We start from the raw sequence: 22464 nt of genomic DNA on the forward strand, positions 1-22464 counted from the left end.
GGAGACGCCGAGGATGTCCGCGACCTGGGTGCGGGTGAAGGAGGCGGCGAGTTGCGCGCGCCGTTGATCGACCTGCAACTGCAGGTTCTCCTCCTCCAGCGTGACGGTCTGCGCGGGGGTCGGTGCCGGCCCCCATTCGTCGTCGGGGACGCTCGCGAGGTGACCGGCAGGCGCGGACACCGGCAAGGAATCAGCGGGGGTGTTCGGGGCGGACTGCTCTTCCCGCAGGATCTGCGCGGCGATCTCGAGTGCCTCCACCTTGGTCTGAACGACCCGTGCCGGTGACCGCGGTGCCGGGGTGGTGATGGTGAGTTCGGTGACCCGCGACCACGCGAGGGCGCCGCCGTCCTCGGCGACGGTCACCTTCCAGCCACCGGCGCGGTGGCGGCGACCGGCGAGGTGGCGTGGGGCCCGCACATAGGGGGTGGTGTGCGGTGTGTGTCGACGTGTCCCGGGCATGGTGCACCTCCTCCGGCCTCATTATACGGGTAATGCGGGATACGCGGGAAGTGCGGACATGTTGGAGGACGAGGACCCGGTGAACGCCGGGGTACCGGCTGGACGTTGCCGGCGCCGCAGCCGTGCAGGAAGGACAGCCTGGCAGCTGTCCATGGGAAGGCTTGGCAGCTGTCCATGGGGAGGTCACTTCACCGGCACATGTCTTGTATTCGATCCGATGAGATCGGCAGAGTGCGTGTCATCCCTGCTGGACACGTCGCGCACGGATGAGCGCGGTGGTGCGGGTGTACAGCAGACTTGGCACATGACGGATCCGCTGTATGTCGACCTCATCGAACGTCTCGGTTGGGCTGTCGCCCGTGCCGCCATGGAGGGTGATCCCCTGTTCGGCACCGTGGAGGTCACCATCGAAGCGGAGTTGCTCGAACGCCACATCCCTCCCCGTGACCAGGATGCTGCGCCGCACTGACGGTGCCTCTGGTGTGTGTCGAGCGGCTCGCGCTGATGTCCGCCCACTTCAGGGCAGGATGAGACGGTGGGTGATCGAACCGCAGCAGACCTCGAGCGTGAACTCGCCATGCTCGCCCACGTACGCGACTGTCTCCGCGTGTCGCAGGGTGAAGACTTCCGCATCCCGACGACCGCGGTTGATGAGGTTCTCGATGAGCTGAACAGTGTCGAACGATCACCGTGAGATCGGACGTGGCTGAGGCGATGGAGCACCAGATCTGTGGCGGTCGCGATGCAGTTCACTTGTGGGCCGGGGACGGCGGTGGGTGGTATGGGTTAGCTCGGATTTCGGCCGGAAAGGCGTTGGCCGTGTTGGCAGTTCACAGGTACGCGAACATGGGGAACGGGCGATCGCGGAGACGATGATCCCCATCGGCGCCGCAACAACACCCAGCATGCCCCGCATGGATTGGGTGCAGCCTGAGGCGGAGGCTGCTGGTGCTGTGCCGCGATGGCGGGTGGGTGCGGCCTGCTTGGGTCTGTCGTAGGTGGGTGTCAGAATGGGCGGTATGAGTTCTTGTGGATGGCGACGCCCGCTTCGGCGGGCGAGGGATGCGGTGCTCCTATCGCCGCCCCGGTCCGTCCTCATTCGGGGGTAGCGGGCCGGGGCGCATGAGCGCTGGAAGGCACCGCTTTGTCCCGTACCGATGCACATTCTCCTGTTTGGGTTCGTCTTCGTAGTGGCAAACTTTCTGTTGAACCGTGGCACGTTGACTGCCATGACGTCTGCGACCTCCCTGAGCGGTTTCAGGGAGGTCGGGCCTGGTTGCTGGCGACGAAGTGCTTCTGGGTTTTCGCGTACACGGGCACCGGGATTTGCTCGTGTTCGCTGTGCCACGACGGTGAGGGTCATGCTCGTGATCTGCGTCGTGAGCGTCGCCGTACCGCGCGCATCCTCGCGGAGGGCCGTCGCCGGTGGGAAGCCGACGACACTACGGCTTTCGACGACATCGTTGTCCCGCATCGCAGGCGGGATTGGTGGAGGTGACCAGTAGGCGCCGTCACCTCAGTAGCGGGTATTGATGCAGGAACAGACGCGGCGCGGCGGGTCTCGTATCGGTGCAACCGTGCTGGACCCGGTCGGCTCTCGCCGGCGATGGTGCCCTATCTCGCGGGCTGTAACCACCAACGGGGTATTTGTATTGGCTCGCAGCGCTTTCGGGGAATGGCCGACACGAGTTCGCACCCCAGACGGTGTGCGACGGTGCGGCGCGCCAATGACGTCGAGTGTGCTGACTGGGTTGCCGCTCACAGGGTCGCCTCGACGGGGCACGCTGGGAGGGCCGGTCTGTTCGCCCCTGGGTTAAGCGCGGGTTAGCCGCGGGCGAGGCGGCGTACGGCGCCGCGGAGGGTGTGTTCGATCTGGGGCAGGTCGACGTCCTCGGGGGCGGTGGCGGTGTTCTGGGTGGGGTTCCAGCTGATTCGGCGGTCGATCCCAGTGGCAGCGGCGGCGAGTTCGGTGCTCCACTCGCTCAGGGTCGGTTCGGGGTTGTCGACGTCTTCCCACTCGAGGATCCAGAGGGCGAGTGTGTGCCACTGCAGGTCGGTGGCGTGGATGGTGCGGGTTGTCATCGGGTCCTGGCTTCTGTGGGGTTGGTGGCTGGTTTCTGCGGTCGGCGATGTCGGCGAGAAATGGGTGGGTTCCGACGTCGACGCGCCGGGAGCACGGGGGTCGGGCACGGGAATGCGCGGAAGCCATCGGCTCGAGGGGCATGTGTGCGGACTTATTCGCGTTCGGGCGCTCCCACGGTTCGGCGGCTCAACCGTTGCGTGATCTGGTCCGGTTCCACCAGCTCGAAGTAGCGCGGGTCGGGATTGGTTCGGGCCGCGACGATGTCGCCGTAGTTGATCATCCGGGTCGCGGCGCCGAGATGGATTCTTTCGTGGGTGCCGACGTATCGGAAATGTGGCATGACGATCCTTCCTCGCGGGCGTGGCCGGTGATCGGGCACATTGCCGGACGGATGGGGCGCCACCACCGTATGCGCGCCGGCCCAGCCTGGGTGGTTTCGCCGAGCCCCGGTTCCCCGTTGCTCGATCCGGGAGGCGCATGACCCCATCCCAGTTCACCGTCACTTCCATTTTCTCTACTTACGAATATTAGCAATTAATTGGTTGGTAGTGAACGGGTGTCACCCCGGGTTCTGGGCTGCACCGGGGTGTTGCGGGATCAGGGGGCGGATCGGTAGCGGGATTCGTAGGAGGCCTGCTCCTGGTCGAGTCGGCGTTGTTTGGTGGCGTTGAGGCGGCGGGGGTCGAGGCCGTGGCTGACCAGGCGGTGGCGGAGGTAGATGTTCTTCAGGGCGAGGAGGAAGTACACGAACGGCAGGAACAGCAGCAGCACCATGCTGGTGCGGATGATCCAGGGGCCGGGGATGAGTAGGAGCCCGGCGAGGATCGGGATCAGCGGGATGAGGCAGCGGGTGGCGTAGCGGCGGGTGGCGCCGGGGCCGGTGGTGTCCGCGATGACCCAGGGGTGCAGCTGGGTGGGCAGGGTTCTGCCCAGGACGTAGCCGAGGCGTTGCCGCGCAGTGGGTTCGGGTGTTGTGGCGGTGGGTGTGCGGGTGGTGTTGTCTGCGGTGTTCTCGGTCATGGTCGGTCCTCGTTCGTGGTGGAGGTGTAGTGGTGTTCGGGTAGGACGAGCATGCGGGCGTAGGCGATGGCGCGCGGGGTGGTGTCGAAGAGGTGGCGCTGTTCGCTGTCGGTGGTGGTGAACACCCCAAGGGCCTCGAGCGGCCGGAGATGTTCGGGTTTGGCTCCGGAGATCAGGACGGTGATGTGCCGGTGCTCGAGTTTGGTGATGACGTCCTTGAGGACGATCGCACCGGTGGCGTCGATCGTGGTGATCCGCGACATCCGCAGGATCACCACCTTCACGTCGGAGACGTCGGCGAGTTCGAGCAGGAACCGGTGCGCGGCGGCGAAGAACAGGGCGCCGTCGATCCGGTACGCGACGATGTGCTCGCGGAGCAGGTCGTGTTCCTCGGCGAGGTGGTCGTCGGTGTCGAGCGGGACCTGTTCGATGCGGGCGGATTGGGCGACCGCGCGGAGCGCGAGGACCGCGGCGAACCCGACCCCGACGGCGACCGCGGTGACCAGGTCGAAGACGACGGTCACCAGGAAGGTGGCGACCATGACGATCGTGTCGGCGCGGGTGGCGCGGGTGATGGCCAGGATCGAGGCGGTCTCGACCATCCGCACCGTGGTCGCCAGCAGCACCCCCGCCAGGGCGGCGAGCGGAATCTGTGCGACGAGTCCCGCCGCCAGATACACGATCGCCGCGAGGATGAGCGCGTGGGTGAGGGCGGCGAGCCGGGTGCGGGCACCGGAGCGCACGTTGACGGCGGTGCGGGCGATCGCCCCGGTGGCCGGCACACCACCGAACAGGGGGGCGGCGATGTTCGCCAGCCCCTGCCCGAACAGTTCCCGGTCCGGGTTGTGGCGGGTTCCCACCGCCATCGAGTCGGCGGCGGTCGCCGACAGCAGCGACTCGAGTGCCGCCAGCGCGGCGACCGCCAGGGCGGGGGCGATCAGCGAGGTCAGCTCGCCGAGGTGCAGGAAACTCAGGGTCGGCGCGGCGAACCCGGCCGGAATGGCGCCGATCCGGGCGATGTCGAGGTGAAAGAGTTGCGCGATCAGGGTGGCGGCGGCGACCGCGATCAGGGAGAACGGGATCCTCGGGAGGTAGCGGCCGCCGACGAGGATGACCGCGGCCACCGCCAGTGCGGTCGCCGGGGTCAGCAGGGAGGGCTCTTGCACGAACTGGTGGACGGCGTCGGCGGCGCTCTGCCACACCTTCTCCCCGGCGGCGTCGGCGATTCCCAACGCGGCGGGAAACTGTTGCAGGGCGATCACCACGGCGATCCCGGCGGTGAACCCCTCGATCACCGGCGCCGGCATGTAGCGCACGGCCCGGCCCACACCGGCGAACGCGAGAACGACCAGCACCAGGCCGGCGATCAGCCCGACCGCGAGCACGCCGGTCGGCCCGTACTGGCCGACGATTGGCACCAACACCACGGTCATCGCACCAGTCGGGCCCGACACCTGGAACCGGGACCCGCCGAAGACGGCCGCCACCGCCCCGGCAATGACCGCCGTCGTCAGGCCGGCGGCGGCGCCGAGACCCGAACTGATCCCGAACCCCAACGCCAGCGGCAGCGCCACCAGCGCGACGATCAGCCCGGCGAGCAGGTCCGCGCCGGGGGCACCGGCCGCGGGTGTCCACTCACCCCAGCGCGGCAGCAGCGCGGCCACCGACCGCGCCGCCCGCACGAGGGCGCTCTCGGCCCCGTCGGCCGGGCCGGTGGGGGTTGGTTCGATCATCGACATTCCTCGGTAGTGACGGCCAGCGGGCCATCAATTCTATAATTGCTAATGTTAGCAAGTAACCATCATGGAAAGTTGAGTGATGCGGGTAACCTCGATCACTGCCCTGCGGTGCCGTGATCAGCGCTGCCCGGTATGTGAGCGCGGCGGCCCGGTCGTCGCCGGCACAGGACAACGGTTTGCGCCCGTACCCGGCCCGCGTTCGGGCCGACCCCGCTCGCCCGACGACCGTGACGCGCTCCACCGTTGCGGCGGCCGTCAGAAGCGGGTCTGCGCCCACCGGGATTCCCCGCCCCTGAGCACGGGGTCGCGCCGGGGATCGATGGTGGCGGCGTAGCCGGACGCGGCCGCGGCGAGGCGCTGCCGGAGGGCGGCGAGTTCCTCGCGCAGGACGTCGGGCAGTCTGTTGCCGCCGATGGTGGCGAACCACTCGTCGATCAGCCGAAGTTCGGTGATCCAATCCGTGGGGTCTACCCGTAGCGCGGCGGCGATCTTGGTGTGATCGAACTTCAAGCCCGTCAGGTCGAGGGCGCCCGGGGTGGGCACCAGGCCGATCGGGGTCTCGTCGGCTTCGGCGGTGCCCTCGATCCGCCGCAGCGCCCACTCGAGGATCCGGGAATTCTCCCCGAAGCCCGGCCAGAGAAATTCGTCGTCATCGCCGCGGCGGAACCAGTTGACGTAGAAGATCTTCGGCAACAACCCGGCGTGCGTCCGGGTGCCGATGTCGAGCCAGTGCTGGAAGTAGTCCCCGACGTGGTAGCCGAGGAATGGCAGCATCGCCATCGGGTCGCGGCGCACGACGCCGACCTGCCCGGCCGCGGCGGCCGTGGTTTCCGACGACAGGGTCGAGGCCAGGAACACCCCGTGCTGCCAGCTGCGCGATTCGGTGACCAGTGGGATGGTGGTGGCGCGGCGGCCGCCGAAGAAGATCGCCGAGATCGGCACCCCGGCCGGATCGTTCCATTCGGGGGCGACGGTCGGGCACTGGGCGATCGGGGTGCAGTACCGGGAGTTCGGGTGCGCGGCAGGCTCTCCGGAGGTCGGGGTCCAGTCCCGTCGTTTCCAGTCCGTCAGGTGCGGCGGCGGCGTGTCGGTCATCCCTTCCCACCAGATATCGCCGTCGTCGGTGCGGGCGACGTTGGTGAAGATCGAGTTGCCCCGCTCGAGAGTGGCCATGGCGTGCGGGTTGGTGTGGACGCCGGTGCCGGGGGCGACGCCGAAGAACCCGGCCTCCGGGTTGACCGCATAGAGCCGGCCGTCGTCACCGAACCGCAGCCAGGCGATGTCGTCGCCGATCGTTTCGGCCGTCCATCCGTCGAGGGTGGGGTCGAGCATCGCGAGGTTGGTCTTGCCGCAGGCCGACGGGAACGCCGCGGCGACGTAGTGCACTCGCTGCTCGGGTGAGGTGAGTTTGAGGATCAGCATGTGCTCGGCAAGCCAGCCCTCGTCCTTCGCCATCTTCGACGCGATCCGCAGCGAGTAGCACTTCTTGCCGAGCAGGGCGTTGCCGCCGTAACCCGAGCCGTAACTCCAGATGGTGCGCTCCTCCGGAAAGTGGGAAATATATTTGGTGTGATCGCACGGCCACGGCACGTCGGCCTGCCCCGGGTACAGCGGGGCGCCGACCGAGTGCAGGCATCGGACGAACTCGGTGCCCGCGATGAGCCTGTCCCAGACCGGGGCGCCGGAGTGGGTCATGATCTGCATCGATACCGCCACGTATTCCGAGTCGGTGATCTGGACCCCGAACTTCGGCTCGGCCGCATCGAGGGGGCCCATACAGAACGCGATGACGTACATCGTCCGCCCGGCCATCGCCCCGCGGAAGTGCTCGGTCATCACCGTCTTCATATCGACCGGGTCCATCCAGTTGTTCGTCGGACCCGCGTCGGCCTGGAACCGGGAACAGATGAAGGTGCGGTCCTCGACCCGGGCGACGTCGTCGGGGTCGGAGACGCACCAGAAGGAGTTCGGTTTGCGATCCAGTCGCACGAAGGTGCCCTTGTCCACCAATTGTGTGGTCAGCCGGTCCCACTCGCCGGCGCTGCCATCGCACCACACCACCTCATCCGGTGCGGTGAGGTCGGCGACGTCTTCGACCCAGGACACGACCGCGGGATGTGAAGTCGGGGCGGCGGCGGTGGGGGTGCTCACGGGTGTTCTCCTCACAAGAACTCGATAGAATGTGCTGCTTGCTGGCGCCGTGCGTTCGATCACCGATGGTGATCGCGATACGGGACGGGATGGCCCAGGGCCCGGCTCACGTGGCGGGCGATGGCGGACACCAGCAGCCGGTCATCGACGGACGGCAGCATCTGGTCGGCGGGGGTGATCAGCGCCAGCGCCCGCACACCTGCGGCCACCACCTCGACAGACAAGGTCCGCACCTCGTGCCCACACAGTGCGGCGAGCAGCCCGGGCAGCACCAGCGCACCGTAGGCGAAGCCGTCGGCGGGGACCGTCACCGTGCGCCCGGGCGCCGCACCCTCGGGAGCGCAGCCGGCGAGATCGATCAGGACATCGTTGTGTTCCATCAATCGGCGCAGCGGAAACGCCTCGGCATCACGCTCGTGCCAGCTGCTCAGATCCCCGACCCCCGAGGCGATCAACACCGGTGCCAGCAACGGCGCCCACGACGCGCCGGTGATGACGACCCGGCCCGCGCGTGGCGGGACGCTGCGTCGGCGCAGGGTGGTGATCGTCGCGGCCGCCGCCGCCGCCGTCAGCACGTCCAGTTCGGTGAGGATCACGGGCCCGCCGCGCTCGGTCACCTCACGTTGCACCGCCGCGGACTCCCGGTGCCCCATACCGACCACGAACACCGCGGACACCCCTTTCGGGAGACCCAGGATGCGCTCGGTCAGCACGTGCGGGTCGCCCGTGGTCACCGGAACGCAGAGCGCGCGCATCGGAGTCTGCTCCCGGATGAGGGCCGCGTAATCCTCCATCGCGGCCCACGGGGTCCGCGTCCGCATCGCCCCCGTGCTGGGTGAGCGCGTGGCGGACACGGCGAGCACCGCGACAGCGATTCCCGTCAACGCCATCCCGGGCCCGTCGGGCGGCCCGCTGACGCCACCGTCGTGATTGTTCGTCACCGCCCACTTCTCTTTCCGGATCCGAGAGACGAATTCCGCCGCTCATGACACCAATGTATGTACTTTAGAAAATTTGCAACTAGTGCTTGCGGTGTGGGGTTCTGCCGTGGTGGGCCCCCGTCAGCCCCCGGTCTCGCCCACCAAGGCGGGAGGTTCGGACACATCCTCCAGTACCTCGGCCTGCCCCGCGACCACCCCGGTCAAGATCCCGCGCGCGACGCGTAGCAGCTCGGCGATGCGGGGGGAGGTCAGCGCGTAGGACACCGACAGGCCTTCGCGGCGGGCGGTGACCAGGCCTGCGCGTCGGAGGATCGACAGCTGCTGGGACAGGTTCGCCGGCTCGATGCCCACCTCGGGCAACATCTCGGAGACGGCGTGTTCGCGTTCGCTGAGCAGCTCGAGGACCCGGATGCGCGCCGGGTGCCCCAACGTTTTGAAGAAGTCCGCCTTCATCTGATACAGCGGTTGGCGCGAGTTCGCGGTCATGGCTCCTCCTGTCGTCCGGGTCGAGCCAGCGGCGGCGAGGTGTGTGTCGCGGTCGCCGCGGCGCCGGGTCTGCTGCCTCGCCTGCAACCTGCAATCCCGGCAGGTTGCGTTACTTGCGAATCTTAGCAATTTGCTAGAACTCGCGCTGCAGAGCCCCTTCCGGCCCCGCATCCCGAAACCCGGGGCGCCCGTAAAACGGTCGCGGCAGGCGCCTCGCCACCGAGGGGAGAGGACCGGACYGACCGCGCTGGTCAACGATCCCTACCCTGTCCGATGCCGGCAACTGGCCGGTGGTGAGAGAGCCGATGAGCACAGCCGATGCAGAGATGACAGCGCGACCGCGGTCACGGCGACCGGTGGAGACGATCGTCGCGATGCACCTCGGTTTCGTCGACGCCTTCGGGTTCGTCCTCCTCGGCGGGTTCTTCGTCTCCTCGATCGATGCCACCACTACCCGGACCGGCGTCGCCCTCGGCGGCAGTTCGTGGTTCGTCGTGGGCCTGGCCGGGGCGATTCTTGCCGGGTTCGTCGTCGGTGTCGTACTGGCCGCGGTGGTCGGCCGGATGTGGCCACGCCAGCGGGTGCCGCGGGTTCTGCTGCTCACGGCGGTTCTCCTCGCGGCAGCCGGCGCCCTCCATGCGGTCACCACCACCGCACCCCTGATCGGATTCACCCTCGCCCTGGCCATGGGCGCCGAAGCCACCCTTCTCGAGACCGGCGGCCTGCTCGCGGCGGCGGCTCGGTCCCTGACCGATCGTCTGTTCGGCCGGGGATCCCGCCGATGGGCTCGATACCTGCGGCTCTGGGGTGCGGTCGCGGTGGGGGGCGGCCGCCGGCGCGGTGACATACCGGGTGCTCGCATTCAACGCCCTCTGGGTCGCCGTGGGGGCCGCGACTCTCGCCGCCTACGTCGTCAGAAACAGCCCCACCGACCTGACCGACGCCGCCGGCCCGTTTGGGCTGGAAAGGTAGGCGCCCCAATGCCGATCGACCAGAAGGGAGTCTGTCGGCCGATCCGGAGCAGACCCGCGAAGTCGCGTACAGGTCCCCACAGACCGCGGTGGCCGCGCAGGCACCGCGCGCCAGCGAGTCCCGGCACGACCCCTCGGGGGCCACCGCGCCCACCAGTGCCGGCGAAACGCCGGGGACGCAGCAATGCCGGTGCCGCCGGAGCGCCGACCGGACCCGCGGATACTTCCGCCGCGGCATGCTTCCGGGCGAGGGGTTAACTCGCGGTAACCAATCACCGTCGAACGGTGGAACGAATGGCAGTCGGCGGTGTGATGCGCAACCATGGGCCGATGAAGCCCCAGAAGAAGACCGCGATACGGCCCGCGTGGTCGGTGGGCGCTCGGGTGACGACATACCATTCGCCAGATCCGGCGATCGCCGAGGATCAATGGCCGCAGAAGAACGGGGTGATCGTCGAAGATCACGGCGAGATGATCGACTCGGAGACCCGGTCATACGGGCGCACTTGGGCTCTTCCGCGCCGCTGGGCGGTTCTCCTCGACGAAGGACAGTTGGTCTCCCGCGACGGCGCCGAGCTCGAGGTCGAGGGAACGAGGAGTACGGAACCACCGAAGTAGGGCCGCGCCCATCGCGGCGAGACGGCCCACCTTCGTGCGCAGAGATTCCGGCCGGTGGCCGCCGGCGCCGTGGAGCGTGTGCAAAGACCTCTGAGCAGAACACCGGAGCGCCGACCACCGCACCGCTGACCCCGAAAACCGGACCGTCCGCTCCACGGGGGCTATCGTCAGCGACGGTATCCGCGGTGGGGATCGCGGGCCTGGTGATCCTCGAACGGAACGCACCAGTCCCCGGGTCGAGGTTGACCCCGTGCGTACCGGCTCGGGGTCGAACAGGGTCAGGACGTCGTAGTCCTCGAACAGGAACTCCAGTGGACCGATCCAGTCGATGTCATCGGGATGGGCCGGGACGTCGCGCAGGAGATCGTCGAAGTCGTCGTCGAGGCGCCGGCCGGCCGCGGTGACGACGACAATGTGCAGCGCCATCTGTTCCCCGGTGCAGGTCGGTTCCGCCGGCGGCGACATCGGCCGCGAGGTCGTCGAATGCCTGCGCCAGGCGTCGCCGCCACGGCTGCCGCACGTCCAGGTACACGGCGGCAGTTCGGCCAGCACCGACCCGGCGCCCGCACTGTCGATCTCCCGTCCGGCCAACAGGGCGGTATCGACCCGCACCTCGTCGGCGATCTGGGTGGACGTGACCGCGACGGCGCGACGTTGCCGCTCGGTGAGCTCGAGTCCCCGGTCGTCGGCGGGGAATTTGTTATCGGGTGGTCGATTCGGCACCGGATACATGGCCTCGACCCTACAAAACCCAGTGGGTCACGCGCGGGAGCCCGTCGACGTGGGTCATCGTTTCCTCCCGGTCGAACTTGCGGGGTTCGTGGATGCAGGTCGGCGATTGCGTGGTGGTCGCCTGCCGGTGAGCGGGTGCTCCGAGGAACGATCCCCGCCGAGCAGGATGGTGTTCGGTGGTCCTCCTTGTCCGGATCGGTGCTGGCCGCGCAGACTGAAGGTGTTGCGGCGGAAGCGCCGGTGCGTGCGTGCCGATCGGACACGCCGCCTGCTGGTACCTGCTGCTCGTCACTCGATCAGGAGTTCCCATGCCCAGTCCCAGCCCCGGTTATTCGATCACCGTCCGCGTCCATGCACCGGTCGGCGCCGGCACCACGTCGACGCTGGCGGCCGCGATCGCATCGGTGAAAGGTGCCATGACGGCGCTCGATGTGGCCGAGAGCCATCCCGACCACATGGTCATCGACCTCACCTGCGACGCCTCGGACGTCGCGCACGCCGACCAGATCTCTACCGCGATCGCCGAGGTTCCGGGGGTGATCGTCGGCAAGGTCAGCGACCGCACCTTCCTTCTGCATTTGGGCGGCAAGCTCGAGGTGGTCCCCACGGTTCCGCTCACACACCGCGACGACCTCTCCCGCGCCTACACCCCCGGCGTCGCCCGGGTGTGTACCGCCATCGCTGAACACCCCGAGGACGTACGCCGCCTGACGATCAAACGCAACACCGTCGCCGTGGTCACCGACGGCTCCGCGGTCCTGGGTCTGGGCAACATCGGTGCCGCGGCGTCGATCCCGGTGATGGAGGGCAAGGCGGCACTGTTCAAACGGTTCGGCGGTGTCGACGCCTGGCCGGTCTGCCTGGACACCCAGGACCCGGATGCCATCGTCGAGATCGTCCGGGCCCTCGCGCCGGTGTACGGCGGGATCAACCTTGAAGATATTTCCGCCCCAAGGTGTTTCGAGATCGAGGCTCGGCTGCGCGGTATTCTCGACATTCCGGTGTTCCACGACGACCAGCACGGGACCGCGATCGTGGTCCTGGCCGCCCTGACTAACGCGCTGCGCGTGGTCGGCAAGTCGCTCGGCCGGGCTCGGATCGTGGTGTCCGGCGTCGGCGCCGCGGGGCACGCCGTCATCCGGTTGCTCGTCGCCCAAGGTGCGACGAACGTCATCGGCTGTGGGCGGAAGGGGATTCTTTCACCCGACGACACCGCCGACGAGTTTCGTACCTGGATCGCCGAGCACACCAATCCCGAGGGTCGGACGGGATCACTGCGGGACGCGTTGGTCGGGGCGGACGTGTTCATCGGGGTCTCGGCGCCGAACATTGTCACGGGCGATGACATCGCGGCGATGGCCGACGAGTCGATCGTGTTCGCGCTGGCCAATCCGGTCCCGGAGGTCGATCCGGTCGTCGCCGGTGAGCATGCCACCGTGGTGGCCACCGGTCGGTCGGACTTTCCCAACCAGATCAACAACGTCCTCGCCTTCCCGGGGGTGTTTCGTGGTCTGCTCGACGCGCACGCGGTCGATATCACCGACGAGATGCTGATTGCCGCGGCCGGGGCGATCGCCGACAGGGTGTCGCCGTCCGAGCTCAATGCCACGTACATCGTGCCGAGCGTGTTCGACGTCACCGTCGCGCCGGCGGTCGCGGCGGCGGTGCGCGAGGTGGCCGAGCGAGGGCGGCAGCCCCAGGAGTGAGCTCAGTCGGTTTCGTCTTCGGTGTGGCGTTGCGCGGCCCCGCGTCCGTGCGAACCTCGCTGTCGCCGTGCGCATGGTCGGCCGACGCCCGGCGGTCTGCCGTGTGGATCGCCAGGCCCGGYATCCGAGGTGCAGGTCCCCGACGATCCGATCGGCGAGCATCACCCGCGGACTCACATCCAGGACGGGGTGGCGACCATTAGCTCGGCACCGATGGGACTTCGGTCGGCCCTCCCAGTCGTAACCATTTGTCGTACATGCTTATCCATGTTCCATCCGTACGCACCCGTTCCAACGTTCCGTTCACGAAGCGCACCAGATCGTCATTGCTCTTGTTCGGGACGACGCCGTACGGCGGAACAGGCGAGTTGATCGGAGTCGATTGAGATGTGCACCCCACCACTGCCATTGCGGCCATGACCGTCGACGCACCGCCAACGCACTGCCAACGGCAGGGATCCTCGAGCAAGGGCGCAACGATGGCCGACCGCCCACGGCCAACAGCCAACGGAAGGCAATCGCTCGCAAAGTAAAAGGCGCCGGCGTCTCCGTGACCGCGCTCGCGCAACACTCGGCGTGGCTACGGCGACGCTGCATCGCACTCTGATTAGCTGTTCCGCGTGACCAGCGGAGACAGGGGGAAACCGACATGGCCGGCAGACGCACGCTCGGAAGTACACGCGGCAACGTCCCGGCGACGACCGAGTCGTACTCCTCGATGTCGACGGCGTGGTCACCGACATGTCCATGTTCGGGTGTGAACTCGAACGGCCAGCGGCGGAGTGGTGGCCGGCGTTCTTCTCCCACATCGCGGATGCGGAGGTGATTGAGTCTGGTTTCGACCTCGCCTGGGCGATCGAGGGACTCGGCTTCACCCTGGTCTATTCGACGAATCGGCCCGACTACACCCACACGGGTACCCGTCGATGGCTCACCGAGCACGACCTTCCGACCGGGCGCGCTCCGTGTGCAGACAACAAGGTCGGGCCTCGTCTTCGACCGCGGCGGAGGTCAAACGCTCCCACTCCAGCTCGTCCGACGGCAGCATCCGCAAGGGTTGCGTGCGTTCATCGACGATGAAACCGGTATCGTCGACCAGCTCACCGTCGAAGGGTTTCGGCCCTGCTCGCCACCGATCTCGCCGGTCTCGGTTCCCGCAGACTCCTGCACGTACTCGAAGGTGGCCAGCAGGCCCTCGCTGGCGCGCAGAACCACGGCGCGACAGCATTAACTCCTGCATAGAGCCACGACGGCGACCTATCTCGTCATAGGCGCAGGTGGCTGTCGCCGGCTCTCGAAATGAGCCTTCAGGAGTCTGCCGGGACCAACCGCCACAGGTACCTGTCGGGTGCGTCCGGCGGGCTGCGTCCCGTGATCGGTGGTATTCCCTGCGCGGACATCTGAGGGTGCGTACTCGGTCCGGTCTTTCCGCGAGTGGTACGCACCATAGTACAACATCCATCCCCACACGATCGGGTTGATGCGTCGGGCGAGATCGGCGAAGGTGTGGCCGGTGCGCCGGTGCAGCCGCCGGAACCGCACGTGCGCACTGATCCTCTTGCAGGGCGTCCCTGCTGACCGCTGTGTTCGATGCGTGGAGACTCGCACCGGCTGATCAGCGCGGAGGCGTCGCCCGCCACTTGTTCCTCACACGTCTCTTCGCCGATGCGCGAACCGGAGTTTCCGTCGCCGTAATGTTCCCGCCGAGCAGGCGCAACAGTGCGGGTGAACAATAACCGCATGCCTCACTCCAACCCGGTTGCCGCGTGGAAAACCCTCCGCCAGGGTAACGAGCGCTTCGTCAGCGGAGTCTCGATCCACCCCAGCCAGGGAATCGTCGACCGCGCGCAGCTCGTCGACGAAGAGCACCCCACCGCGGTGTTGTTCGGATGCGGAGACTCACGTGTCGCTGCGGAAATCATCTTCGACCAGGGCCTCGGTGACATGTTCGTCGTCCGAACGGCCGGCCACGTCCTCGACGACGCCGTGCTCGGTTCCATCGAGTACGCGGTGCAGATCCTCGACGCGCCCTTGATCGTCGTGCTGGGTCATGACGGTTGCGGGGCCGTGAAGTCCACTCTGGACGCGCTGGACAAGGGCAAGGTTCCGGACGGCTTCATCCGCAGCATCGTTGAACGGGTGGCGCCGTCGATCATGATGGGTCGCAAAGAGGGCCTCACCACCGTCGACGAACTCGAAGGCCGCCACGTCGTGGAAACCGGGACTCTCCTGATGCAGCGTTCGCGCATCATTGCCGATCGCGTCGGGAGTGGTGCCTGCGCTATTGCCGGCGTCACCTACAAGCTGTCCGATGGCCGGATGCACCTGCAGGGAGGGGTCGGAGACATCGGCGAACTCCGCGACTGACGCGGCCGAAACCGCTGAGCCGCTGGAGCACGGCACCGAACTACCGTGCCGAACGGTGTGACACAAGATCTACGCACGGCGATCGGCCCCGAGGACGCCAGATAACACCGAGGGCTCGGAGAGATCCCCACCGACCCGCCTCGTCACCCAGGGTCCTATGGCGCGGACGGGAATTAAGCGCAGCACGACTCATCTTCACTACAGGTTCTTGCCAACCCCTGTGAGCTGAAGGTATCGGCTGCGCGAATGAGTCTCAGATCGGTGAGGCATCCAGGACCTCAGAGGCCGGTGGCAGATATCGCCGGAGGACGGCAGCGCTTACCGCGGCATCTCACTAGAACACGATCAACGGAATTGCCGGCAATTTAAGAAACTCCACCTCCACGACGGGGGCGCGAACACCATCTGGTGGATCCGCAGTTCGTGTCCGGGGACTATCAGATTTCGGTGGATCTTACGCTGGCGCGTGGGTTGTTCTGCGCGGAAGGCCCCGTGGGGGATTCGGAATCTGATCAGAACGACGGAAGGTGGAGTGCTGGTAAAACTTCCGTGCGTCGGATCGTGCAGTCATGGACCCCTGGTTGGCGTCGCCTACCGCCCGCACGCAGTGTCACGCCACCCGGGGCGTTCTGGATAACGTGTGCAGACACTCCATGGACCTACTCCGCCCTCATGAAGTGGGTAGCCGACGACTGGTCCCAAGGCCCAGTGGCAGTTCCGCCACGTTGCGGCGGATTCCGTGACGGCAAAAGAACACCGAGTCGTGCAGTGCGCGACAAGTCGAGGCGAGCCGGTAGATAGCGCAGTCTGACAAGATCCGTCTGCCAAAGGAGTGGACGGTCTGGTTGACGTGGTTGACCCTTTGGTGCATCATTGTGGTTGACAAAGTTGACGCGAAAGGGTGGGTGTGGGTGATGACGTCGCTGGTGGAGCAGGAGAAGCAATTGATGGAGGAGCTCTCGCAGCGGGTGCACCGTACCTTCGCCGCCGCCGCTGCGGCCGGCGTGCCCACCGACGCGTTCGCGGACGTGCAGGCGATCGCTGACGCGATGTCGGCTGCGCTTCCCACCCATCATGTCTATGACCAGGTCGTGGGCCCGTTTTACGACACCGCCGGTCTGACTCGGTGGTGGAAGGTCAGTCGGCAGGCGGTGAGCAAGAAGGTCGCCACCAACGCGGTGATCGCCTGCCAGCTCGAGGAGGGGCAATGGGTCTACCCGGTGTGGCAGTTCACCCGCAGCGGCACCGTGGACCCGGCGCTGGTGCAGGTGTGGCGTGTCCTGCGTGCAGGGGCCGACCCGTGGACGAGTGCGCTGTGGCTGCGGGCACCACAGGATGCGTTCGGCGGTAAGACCGCGGTGGGCTGGTTGACCGAGGGCGGCCTGGTCGACCCGGTCCTGGCGGCGGCCCGCGCGGACGTGCAGCGGTGGGCGGCGTGACCCGGGAGGACGTTGCGCTGCGGGCGCCCGGAACGCGCACGCTCACCGGGTTTCCCGGTTGGCGGTTGACCGGGAGGCGGCAGGTCAAGCGTGGTCACCGGGTCTCGAATGGACCGTGGTGGTTCTCCTCGTCAGGTGGCGGACGATTTGATCTGGCCGCGCCGCGCGGTACGTGCTACATCGCATTCGATGAGACGACGGCGATCCGGGAGACGGTGGGGGAGGCGTTGGCATCGCTCGGGGTGATCGCCCACGACTTCGTGGCCGAGCGGGCACTGTCGACTATGCGGGTACCGGGCACCCATGACCTCGCGGACACCTGCGCCGACGCGGCTGCCGCGTTCGGGCTCACCCGGGAGTTGTGCTCGATGACACCGTACGACGTTCCCCGGGCGTGGGCGGCGGCATTCGATGCCGAGTTCGACGGCATCCGGTACCAGACGCGCCTCACCACGGGCCCGGCGGCGAATGCGGCAGCCGTGTTCGGTCCGTCCGGTGAGATGTCCTGGCCTGTGGACCCCCGCCCGGAGTCTTTCGCGGCGGCGGCGAAGCGTTGCGGTATTGCGGTACAGCCACTTCCGCGGTCGGTCCGGGTTATCGATCCGCCGACCTGACGAGCCGGCCCGCGCTCGGTAGGGCGACGGCGTGCGTCCAATGCCGGACACATCAGCCGTTTGGGGAAGCGCCGCATCCGCGGCGGCATGGGTGGTGGTGGACGGCAGCGGTGGCTCGGGGCCGACGGCGAGACGATCGACTGGTGGGAACGCGCCACACCTCGCCGCGGGGAGTAGTACTTTTCCGCTGGCGCTTCGTTCGCCGACGTGAGCGCGGCGAGTCTGCGACGGCAGGCGGTCTGCCGCCGCATTGTGATCAGTGCCGTTCGCTCCCATTCTCGGGCGGCCTGGACCCCGGCGGCAGGTACATATTGCGACCCGCGATTGGCCGGCGGGGCAGGGGCCCGGCATTGGCGCGTCAGTTCACAGGTATCCACCGGTGGTGAGGGTGAGGGCGATGATCACTGCGGCGGCCATCAAGGTGGCCGAATCCAGGATCAGATCCCATAACTTGCACTCGGGGTAGCGATTCCCGCCACTTTTGGTGGACTTCGTATCGTCGGAGGCTTCCTTCATATTCGCGTGTTTCTCTCGACGCCGCACTTCCCGGCATCGCCCATCCCGACAATCGCCCCGTTGAGCAGGGCGATTGTGCGCTGCTAGCGGGACTTGTCCGATTGTGCATCTCGACCGGCAGGCCCTGTCGCGGTGGCCGGTACGAGCGCGATCCGCATGAGCAGCAGGAATGGCTGATTCTGTGGGAATTGCTTCGAGGACGACCCGGCAGTGCACCGCCTCGGCCCCGACTCGCTCGGAAAGCGACCGAGCTGAGCGTCCCGTGTGGTCGGATGTCCGGGAGGGAGGTGAGGATGATGGAACGTCCGGACCCTGGCGGGCCGATACGGCGAGAACGATATGAACTCCTGGTCGCAGCGAATCTGGCGCAGGAGAACGCATTCGAAATCCTGGCATTGATCTTTCGATCAAAGGGCGGGGACGAGGCCGCAGCCCGCCTGCGTGCGCTACTCGCTCTCACCGCAGCAAACCGAGTTGATCCTGATGACGCCCTACGGATCCATGACACAACAGGACGGCTCGGATCAAGGAGGAACTCGACGCGATACGGAGGGAACTGGACGCCGAGTAGATGCTCATCCTCCTCCGCAGCTGCTCGCGCCTGTCGGCCTCCTCGCTCTCCGCCCGGCCCTATTGGTAGGCCAGCGACGCCGCGTCGGAACCGACCCCTCGAGATGCTCGCACACCACGTCGACACCGTGCCCCTGCCTTCAGCCGGACGCGCATGGTGTGCGACGCCTGCCCCAGTGGGTGGGTGGGGTTCATCCACGCGACATGCTGCGAGGATACGAATCCGCATCTGCGACGCGAGGGTCCGCGGTGCGGCCCGCCAGGCGGGCCGCACTCACGGGACGTTGTTCAGCGATGATGTTTGCGGGCGGTGTTACTTCTTTGGGGCTGGGGGTGCGTTCAACAGTGTGATGAACAGATCCGCGTTGGCTGCCATGGCGCCGAGGCCGCCGATCGCGGTGCCGGCGAGGGAGGCGCCCGCGCCGACCAGTAGTGCGCCGCCGATGCATCCTGCCACTGGGCCCGCGCCGAACAGCAGTGCTGCGGGTGCGGAGATCACGGCCCCGGCCACAGCTCCGAGGAGGCAGCCGCCGACCAGACCGGTTGCCGCGCCGAGGAAGCCGCCGACGGCCGCGGTGAGGGTGATGTTGTCCTTGACTCCGGCGGTGGCGGCGGGCAGATCGACCTGCCGCAACGGAAGAGCGACCGGGGTTGCGGCGGCCGGGCTGGTATCGGTGGTCAGGGTTGCGGTGCGGCCGTTGATCTGTGCGGCGACGGGGTGCGCGAAGCCGTCGATGGCGATCGACAGTGGCACCGACTCGACGGTGGTGCCGTTGGCGTCGCGGACGATCAGGTGGTTGTTCTCGTTGCTCAGTGACCCGGCCGTGGTGTTGACGATGACCTGGTCACCGTTGCGGGTGAGGTTCCACCCGACCCCGGCGGCCGGGGCCGGTGCGGGTTCCGCGTGGGCGGTACCGGCGACGATACCCATCGACGCGATGGTCATGGCAGCGACGGCCATCAGTTTGGACATTCTCATGCTCGTAGATTTCCTTCTCGTGTGTTCCAGGGACCGAACGGTCCCTGCTGTGCTGGACGAGTCCCGCGGATATGCGGCTCCGTCGGTCGACGCGGCGCCGAGGGCGCTGAATCGCTGTCGTGAGTGTGTTGATCCGCACGCTGGGCGTGCAGCAACCAAGGCTGGGATGGTGTTCTGCTGAGCGGGGTCCGCGGGCGGATCGGCATTTCCACGTTTCCGGAGGTTGTTGTTCAGAGAGCGGGTGTGAGGGTGCCGGCCGGTGAGGGTGTCGATGCGGTCGGTCGCCGCAGGTACACCGTCCAGGTGATCACCGCACACAAGATGTAGAACGCGGCGAACACCCAGAATGCTGTGGTGGCCGACTTGTGTACCCCGAGGTACGACGCGCGCAGGACGAGGTTGATTGCGACTCCGCCGAGAGCGCCGACGGCGCCGGCGATTCCGATCAGTGCTCCGGACATGGTGCGTGACCAGACGGCGGCGGTGGGTGTGTCGTGGGGGTGTAGTGCTGCGGCTTTCGCCGCGAAGATTGCCGGGATCATTTTGTAGACGGAGCCGTTGCCGATTCCGGAGATGACGAACAGCAGGATGAATCCGACGACGTAGGCGGTCATGATGGCGGTGTTCGCGGCCCCCGGGGTTGCGTCGTCGACGGTGCCGGCGACGACGAGAATACCGGCGGCGGCCATCATTGCGACGAAGCTGTAGAGGGTGATCTTGCCTCCTCCGATCTTGTCTGCGAGGCGGCCACCGAGTGGGCGGGACAGGGACCCGAGGAGCGGTCCGATGAAGGCGATCTGGGCGGCGTGCAGGGCGGCGGTGGCCTGCATTGCGGGGGTCGCCGGAGCGCCGTTGGTGAGTCCGGCGAGGAAGTTGAGTTGCAGGATCTGGCCGAAGGCGAAGCTGAATCCGATGAATGATCCGAATGTTCCGATGTAGAGGAACGAGATGATCCAGGAGTCGCGGAACTTGAGCACATCGATCAACGATCGTGCGCCGGTCTTCTGGTCGGTGAGGTTGTCCATGTAGAGGGCGGCGATGACGGCGGCGATGCCGATGAGCACCAGGTACACCGCGCAGACGATCTGCGGGCTGCGGTTGCCCCAGGTGGCGATAACGAGCAGGCCGATCAACTGGATGGCCGGGACGCCGATGTTCCCACCGCCCGCGTTCAAACCCAGGGCCCAGCCCTTGAGGCGTTGCGGGTAGAACGCGTTGATGTTGGTCATCGAGGAGGCGAAGTTCCCGCCGCCGAGGCCGGCGAACGCGGCGACGATCATGAACGTGGTGTAGGACGTTTCGGGCCTCGAGATGAAGTACAGCGTCAAGGTCATCGGCACCGCCAGGGCCAGTGCGCTGATGATGGTCCAGTTGCGGCCACCGAATGTGGCGGTGGCGAACGTGTACGGCAGGCGTAGAACTGCTCCGACCAGTGTGGGTACGGCGACGAGGAAGAACTTTCCGGCTGGATCGATGTGGTAGACCGCCGCGGGCATGAACAGCACCATCACCGACCACACCGACCACACCGAAAATCCGATGTGCTCGGCGAGGATGGAGCCGAGGAGGTTCCGTCGGGCAATGTTCTTCCCGCCCGCCTCCCACGCGGCCTCGTCCTCGGGGTCCCATTTGTCGATCCGGTGCCCGATCGATACCGGGGGAGGCGATGAGTTCGAAGGGCGCTGAGATAATGTTGTCACGGCTTAGCTCCTGAGATTGAAGATTCGCATGACCATAGGGGCGGAATATGTCCGCTCGATGGCCGGTGGTGTCGGGGCGCTTACACTTTGCTCACCTGGGCAACTGCGCCGAAGACAGCATCCCGAAACAACACCGTGACCATCGGGCAACACACTCTACACATGCATATGGCCTGGTCGGGGGCATGTTCCCCGTCCGTAGACGATGCGGTCTGCCTTCGCAGCGCGGGCGGTGTCGATCGTCGCGATCTTCTTGTGGGCGTCGGCGGCGGGCCCGGGTGGTGATCATGGGCGCCAGCGCGGGACCGACGGCGACATGTCCGAGCATGGCCCGGGGCGAGGTCGGGTAGGTAGACGAACATCATGGCAAGGTCGGGCAGGATGTTGCCGATCAACGCCTGGTCCGGGGCCTACGCCACGGATCGGCGGCGTTCGACCTTCCCGCGTCAGTCCGATCTTCCCCGGCCGTGCCCCAACAGCAGCACTGCGCCGGTGTGTGACTCGGCATCGGTCCGGAGGTGGAGGCGGACAGATGCGCGGATAATAGGACGTGGTTTCAGGCACCCGGGACAGCTCTGATGTCAAGCTGCGGAATACGATTCGTCGCAAGGCGCGGAGGTGCATATCGCCGCGATTGGTCCGCAAACGAGTCGATTCACCGTCTCCGGTGGACCGCGACAGACTGGACTGAGGTCGGCACGCTCACTGACATCGGATCTTCGCGGGCACTGCACAACGTCGGTTCACCGCCGAGCGATGAGACGTCCTCGGCCGCGTCAACACCGCGAATGTCGAATGAGGCCCGATGTCGGCTGCGTGCGTGAGGGCGGGGGACACTCCAGCGGCCCGGCTCATCGTCCGCGGGCGGGGGCCTGGGCCATGCGGGGGAAGCGAGAAGGGCGGACAGTGTCGCGCGGGAATCGTATAGTGATGTGTGACAAAATAATTCGCCCGGGTACTTTGGCTCGCAGCTCAGCCGATCCGCAGGTGGTCGACCCGCCCGCACCGTGTACGGGCAGGTGAGCGCCGCGGTGGTTAGCCGTTCGGGTGGAAGGGTGCACCCCGTTTGCGGCGCTTACTGCCGGTTCGTCCGAGGAAGGTCTGCAGGGCTGCGGTGCCGCCGAGGCTTCCGGCGAGCAATCCCAGCAGCAGTGCCACGTTGGTGTTCATGGTTCGGGGTCCTGTCGGGTGTCGGTGTCGGGGCGAACGGTGGGTTCAACGGGTTGGTTGGGGCGGGTATCGGTCGTCGGGGAACATTGCCTCGATGCGGGTCTTGATCTCGGCGGTGCTGATCGGCCCGGTGCGCGGTGCGGTGAGGTGCGGGTTCGGTGCCGCGGGGGTGGAAGTGCTCATGTAGTTCGGTTCTCCTGGTT

At 67.1% G+C, this 22464-nt stretch carries 22 protein-coding genes and 2 pseudogenes; 8 read left to right on the forward strand and 16 right to left on the reverse strand.

The features are described from left to right. A pseudogene (locus AC1D1G_RS18340) lies at positions 1–459 on the reverse strand (hypothetical protein); the annotation flags it as partial. Between the two features lie 304 nt (positions 460–763). On the opposite strand from AC1D1G_RS18340, the gene AC1D1G_RS18345 reads away from it, so the two are divergent. Both AC1D1G_RS18345 and AC1D1G_RS18350 read left to right on the forward strand, forming a co-directional pair. Beyond that, positions 764–928: a hypothetical protein gene (locus tag AC1D1G_RS18345; RefSeq protein ID WP_166680744.1), complete on the forward strand. Its 165-nt coding sequence runs from the start codon at positions 764–766 to the stop codon at positions 926–928. 66 nt (positions 929–994) lie between these two features. Then, the gene (locus AC1D1G_RS18350) at positions 995–1153 is read left to right on the forward strand and encodes a hypothetical protein (protein WP_166680743.1); all 159 of its coding nucleotides are present in this window, start codon (positions 995–997) and stop codon (positions 1151–1153) included. 1130 nt (positions 1154–2283) lie between these two features. Here the strand turns inward: AC1D1G_RS18350 and AC1D1G_RS18355 are convergent. The 7 genes from AC1D1G_RS18355 to AC1D1G_RS18385 form a co-directional block, all read right to left on the reverse strand. Continuing rightward, entirely contained in the window at positions 2284–2541 is a 258-nt protein-coding gene (locus tag AC1D1G_RS18355; protein WP_005568784.1) for a hypothetical protein, read from the reverse strand. Positions 2542–2693: 152 nt separating this feature from the next. Then, positions 2694–2882, reverse strand: a complete 189-nt coding sequence (locus AC1D1G_RS18360; protein WP_005263719.1) for a hypothetical protein — start codon at positions 2880–2882, stop codon at positions 2694–2696. A 257-nt stretch (positions 2883–3139) separates the two neighbouring features. Next, positions 3140–3562, reverse strand: a complete 423-nt coding sequence (locus AC1D1G_RS18365) for a DUF5313 family protein (protein WP_120661843.1) — start codon at positions 3560–3562, stop codon at positions 3140–3142. Then, on the reverse strand, positions 3559–5295 hold the full coding sequence (locus AC1D1G_RS18370) for a SulP family inorganic anion transporter (protein WP_477953122.1): 1737 nt from the start codon (positions 5293–5295) through the stop codon (positions 3559–3561). The genes AC1D1G_RS18365 and AC1D1G_RS18370 overlap by 4 nt, the downstream gene beginning before the upstream one ends. A gap of 261 nt (positions 5296–5556) precedes the next feature. Next, on the reverse strand, positions 5557–7452 hold the full coding sequence (locus AC1D1G_RS18375) for a phosphoenolpyruvate carboxykinase (GTP) (protein ID WP_477953124.1): 1896 nt from the start codon (positions 7450–7452) through the stop codon (positions 5557–5559). Between the two features lie 59 nt (positions 7453–7511). Continuing rightward, positions 7512–8393 (reverse strand): hypothetical protein, encoded by an 882-nt coding sequence (locus tag AC1D1G_RS18380; protein ID WP_477953126.1) that lies wholly within the window; start codon positions 8391–8393, stop codon positions 7512–7514. A gap of 120 nt (positions 8394–8513) precedes the next feature. Then, positions 8514–8879, reverse strand: coding sequence for an ArsR/SmtB family transcription factor (locus tag AC1D1G_RS18385; RefSeq protein ID WP_005263702.1), 366 nt, complete (start codon positions 8877–8879; stop codon positions 8514–8516). Positions 8880–9253: 374 nt separating this feature from the next. Between AC1D1G_RS18385 and AC1D1G_RS18390 the strand changes: the two genes are divergently transcribed. After that, entirely contained in the window at positions 9254–10108 is an 855-nt protein-coding gene (locus tag AC1D1G_RS18390) for a DUF1275 family protein (protein WP_257014848.1), read from the forward strand. A 234-nt stretch (positions 10109–10342) separates the two neighbouring features. On the opposite strand, the gene AC1D1G_RS18395 is transcribed toward AC1D1G_RS18390, so the two are convergent. After that, positions 10343–11200, reverse strand: a complete 858-nt coding sequence (locus AC1D1G_RS18395; protein WP_477953128.1) for a hypothetical protein — start codon at positions 11198–11200, stop codon at positions 10343–10345. Between the two features lie 308 nt (positions 11201–11508). Between AC1D1G_RS18395 and AC1D1G_RS18400 the strand changes: the two genes are divergently transcribed. Beyond that, complete coding sequence (locus tag AC1D1G_RS18400) at positions 11509–12906, forward strand: NAD-dependent malic enzyme (protein WP_477953130.1); 1398 nt, start codon at positions 11509–11511, stop codon at positions 12904–12906. A gap of 199 nt (positions 12907–13105) precedes the next feature. Here AC1D1G_RS18400 and AC1D1G_RS18405 read toward each other — a convergent pair. Next, positions 13106–13261, reverse strand: a pseudogene (locus tag AC1D1G_RS18405) (ABC transporter substrate-binding protein); the annotation flags it as partial. Between the two features lie 392 nt (positions 13262–13653). On the opposite strand from AC1D1G_RS18405, the gene AC1D1G_RS18410 reads away from it, so the two are divergent. Continuing rightward, complete coding sequence (locus tag AC1D1G_RS18410; protein ID WP_477926160.1) at positions 13654–13986, forward strand: LNS2 domain-containing protein; 333 nt, start codon at positions 13654–13656, stop codon at positions 13984–13986. Positions 13987–14163: 177 nt separating this feature from the next. On the opposite strand, the gene AC1D1G_RS18415 is transcribed toward AC1D1G_RS18410, so the two are convergent. Beyond that, positions 14164–14514: a group II intron maturase-specific domain-containing protein gene (locus AC1D1G_RS18415; protein ID WP_306453419.1), complete on the reverse strand. Its 351-nt coding sequence runs from the start codon at positions 14512–14514 to the stop codon at positions 14164–14166. 132 nt (positions 14515–14646) lie between these two features. On the opposite strand from AC1D1G_RS18415, the gene AC1D1G_RS18420 reads away from it, so the two are divergent. The 3 genes from AC1D1G_RS18420 (at position 14647) to AC1D1G_RS18430 (ending at position 17326) form a co-directional block, all read left to right on the forward strand. Continuing rightward, positions 14647–15273 (forward strand): carbonic anhydrase, encoded by a 627-nt coding sequence (locus AC1D1G_RS18420; RefSeq protein ID WP_095869914.1) that lies wholly within the window; start codon positions 14647–14649, stop codon positions 15271–15273. A gap of 914 nt (positions 15274–16187) precedes the next feature. Next, complete coding sequence (locus AC1D1G_RS18425) at positions 16188–16712, forward strand: hypothetical protein (RefSeq protein WP_477953154.1); 525 nt, start codon at positions 16188–16190, stop codon at positions 16710–16712. After that, positions 16709–17326 carry an RES domain-containing protein gene (locus AC1D1G_RS18430; RefSeq protein ID WP_477953133.1) on the forward strand — a complete coding sequence of 206 codons (618 nt, stop codon included), beginning with the start codon at positions 16709–16711 and terminating at the stop codon, positions 17324–17326. Before AC1D1G_RS18425 ends, AC1D1G_RS18430 begins: the two co-directional genes overlap by 4 nt. A 363-nt stretch (positions 17327–17689) precedes the next feature. On the opposite strand, the gene AC1D1G_RS18435 is transcribed toward AC1D1G_RS18430, so the two are convergent. The 5 genes from AC1D1G_RS18435 to AC1D1G_RS18455 form a co-directional block, all read right to left on the reverse strand. Then, a complete protein-coding gene (locus AC1D1G_RS18435) occupies positions 17690–17842 on the reverse strand; it encodes a hypothetical protein (RefSeq protein ID WP_179443367.1) in 153 nt (50 codons plus the stop codon). Between the two features lie 883 nt (positions 17843–18725). Further along, positions 18726–19391: a DUF8020 domain-containing protein gene (locus AC1D1G_RS18440; protein WP_477953135.1), complete on the reverse strand. Its 666-nt coding sequence runs from the start codon at positions 19389–19391 to the stop codon at positions 18726–18728. Between the two features lie 230 nt (positions 19392–19621). After that, the gene (locus tag AC1D1G_RS18445) at positions 19622–21040 is read right to left on the reverse strand and encodes a nitrate/nitrite transporter (protein ID WP_477953155.1); all 1419 of its coding nucleotides are present in this window, start codon (positions 21038–21040) and stop codon (positions 19622–19624) included. A 1086-nt stretch (positions 21041–22126) separates the two neighbouring features. Further along, on the reverse strand, positions 22127–22261 hold the full coding sequence (locus tag AC1D1G_RS18450; RefSeq protein WP_271212484.1) for a hypothetical protein: 135 nt from the start codon (positions 22259–22261) through the stop codon (positions 22127–22129). 45 nt (positions 22262–22306) lie between these two features. Continuing rightward, positions 22307–22444, reverse strand: coding sequence for a hypothetical protein (locus AC1D1G_RS18455; protein WP_271212485.1), 138 nt, complete (start codon positions 22442–22444; stop codon positions 22307–22309). Between the last annotated feature and the right edge of the window lie 20 nt (positions 22445–22464).

The sequence above is a fragment of the Rhodococcus sp. P3_B8 genome (assembly GCF_056402775.1).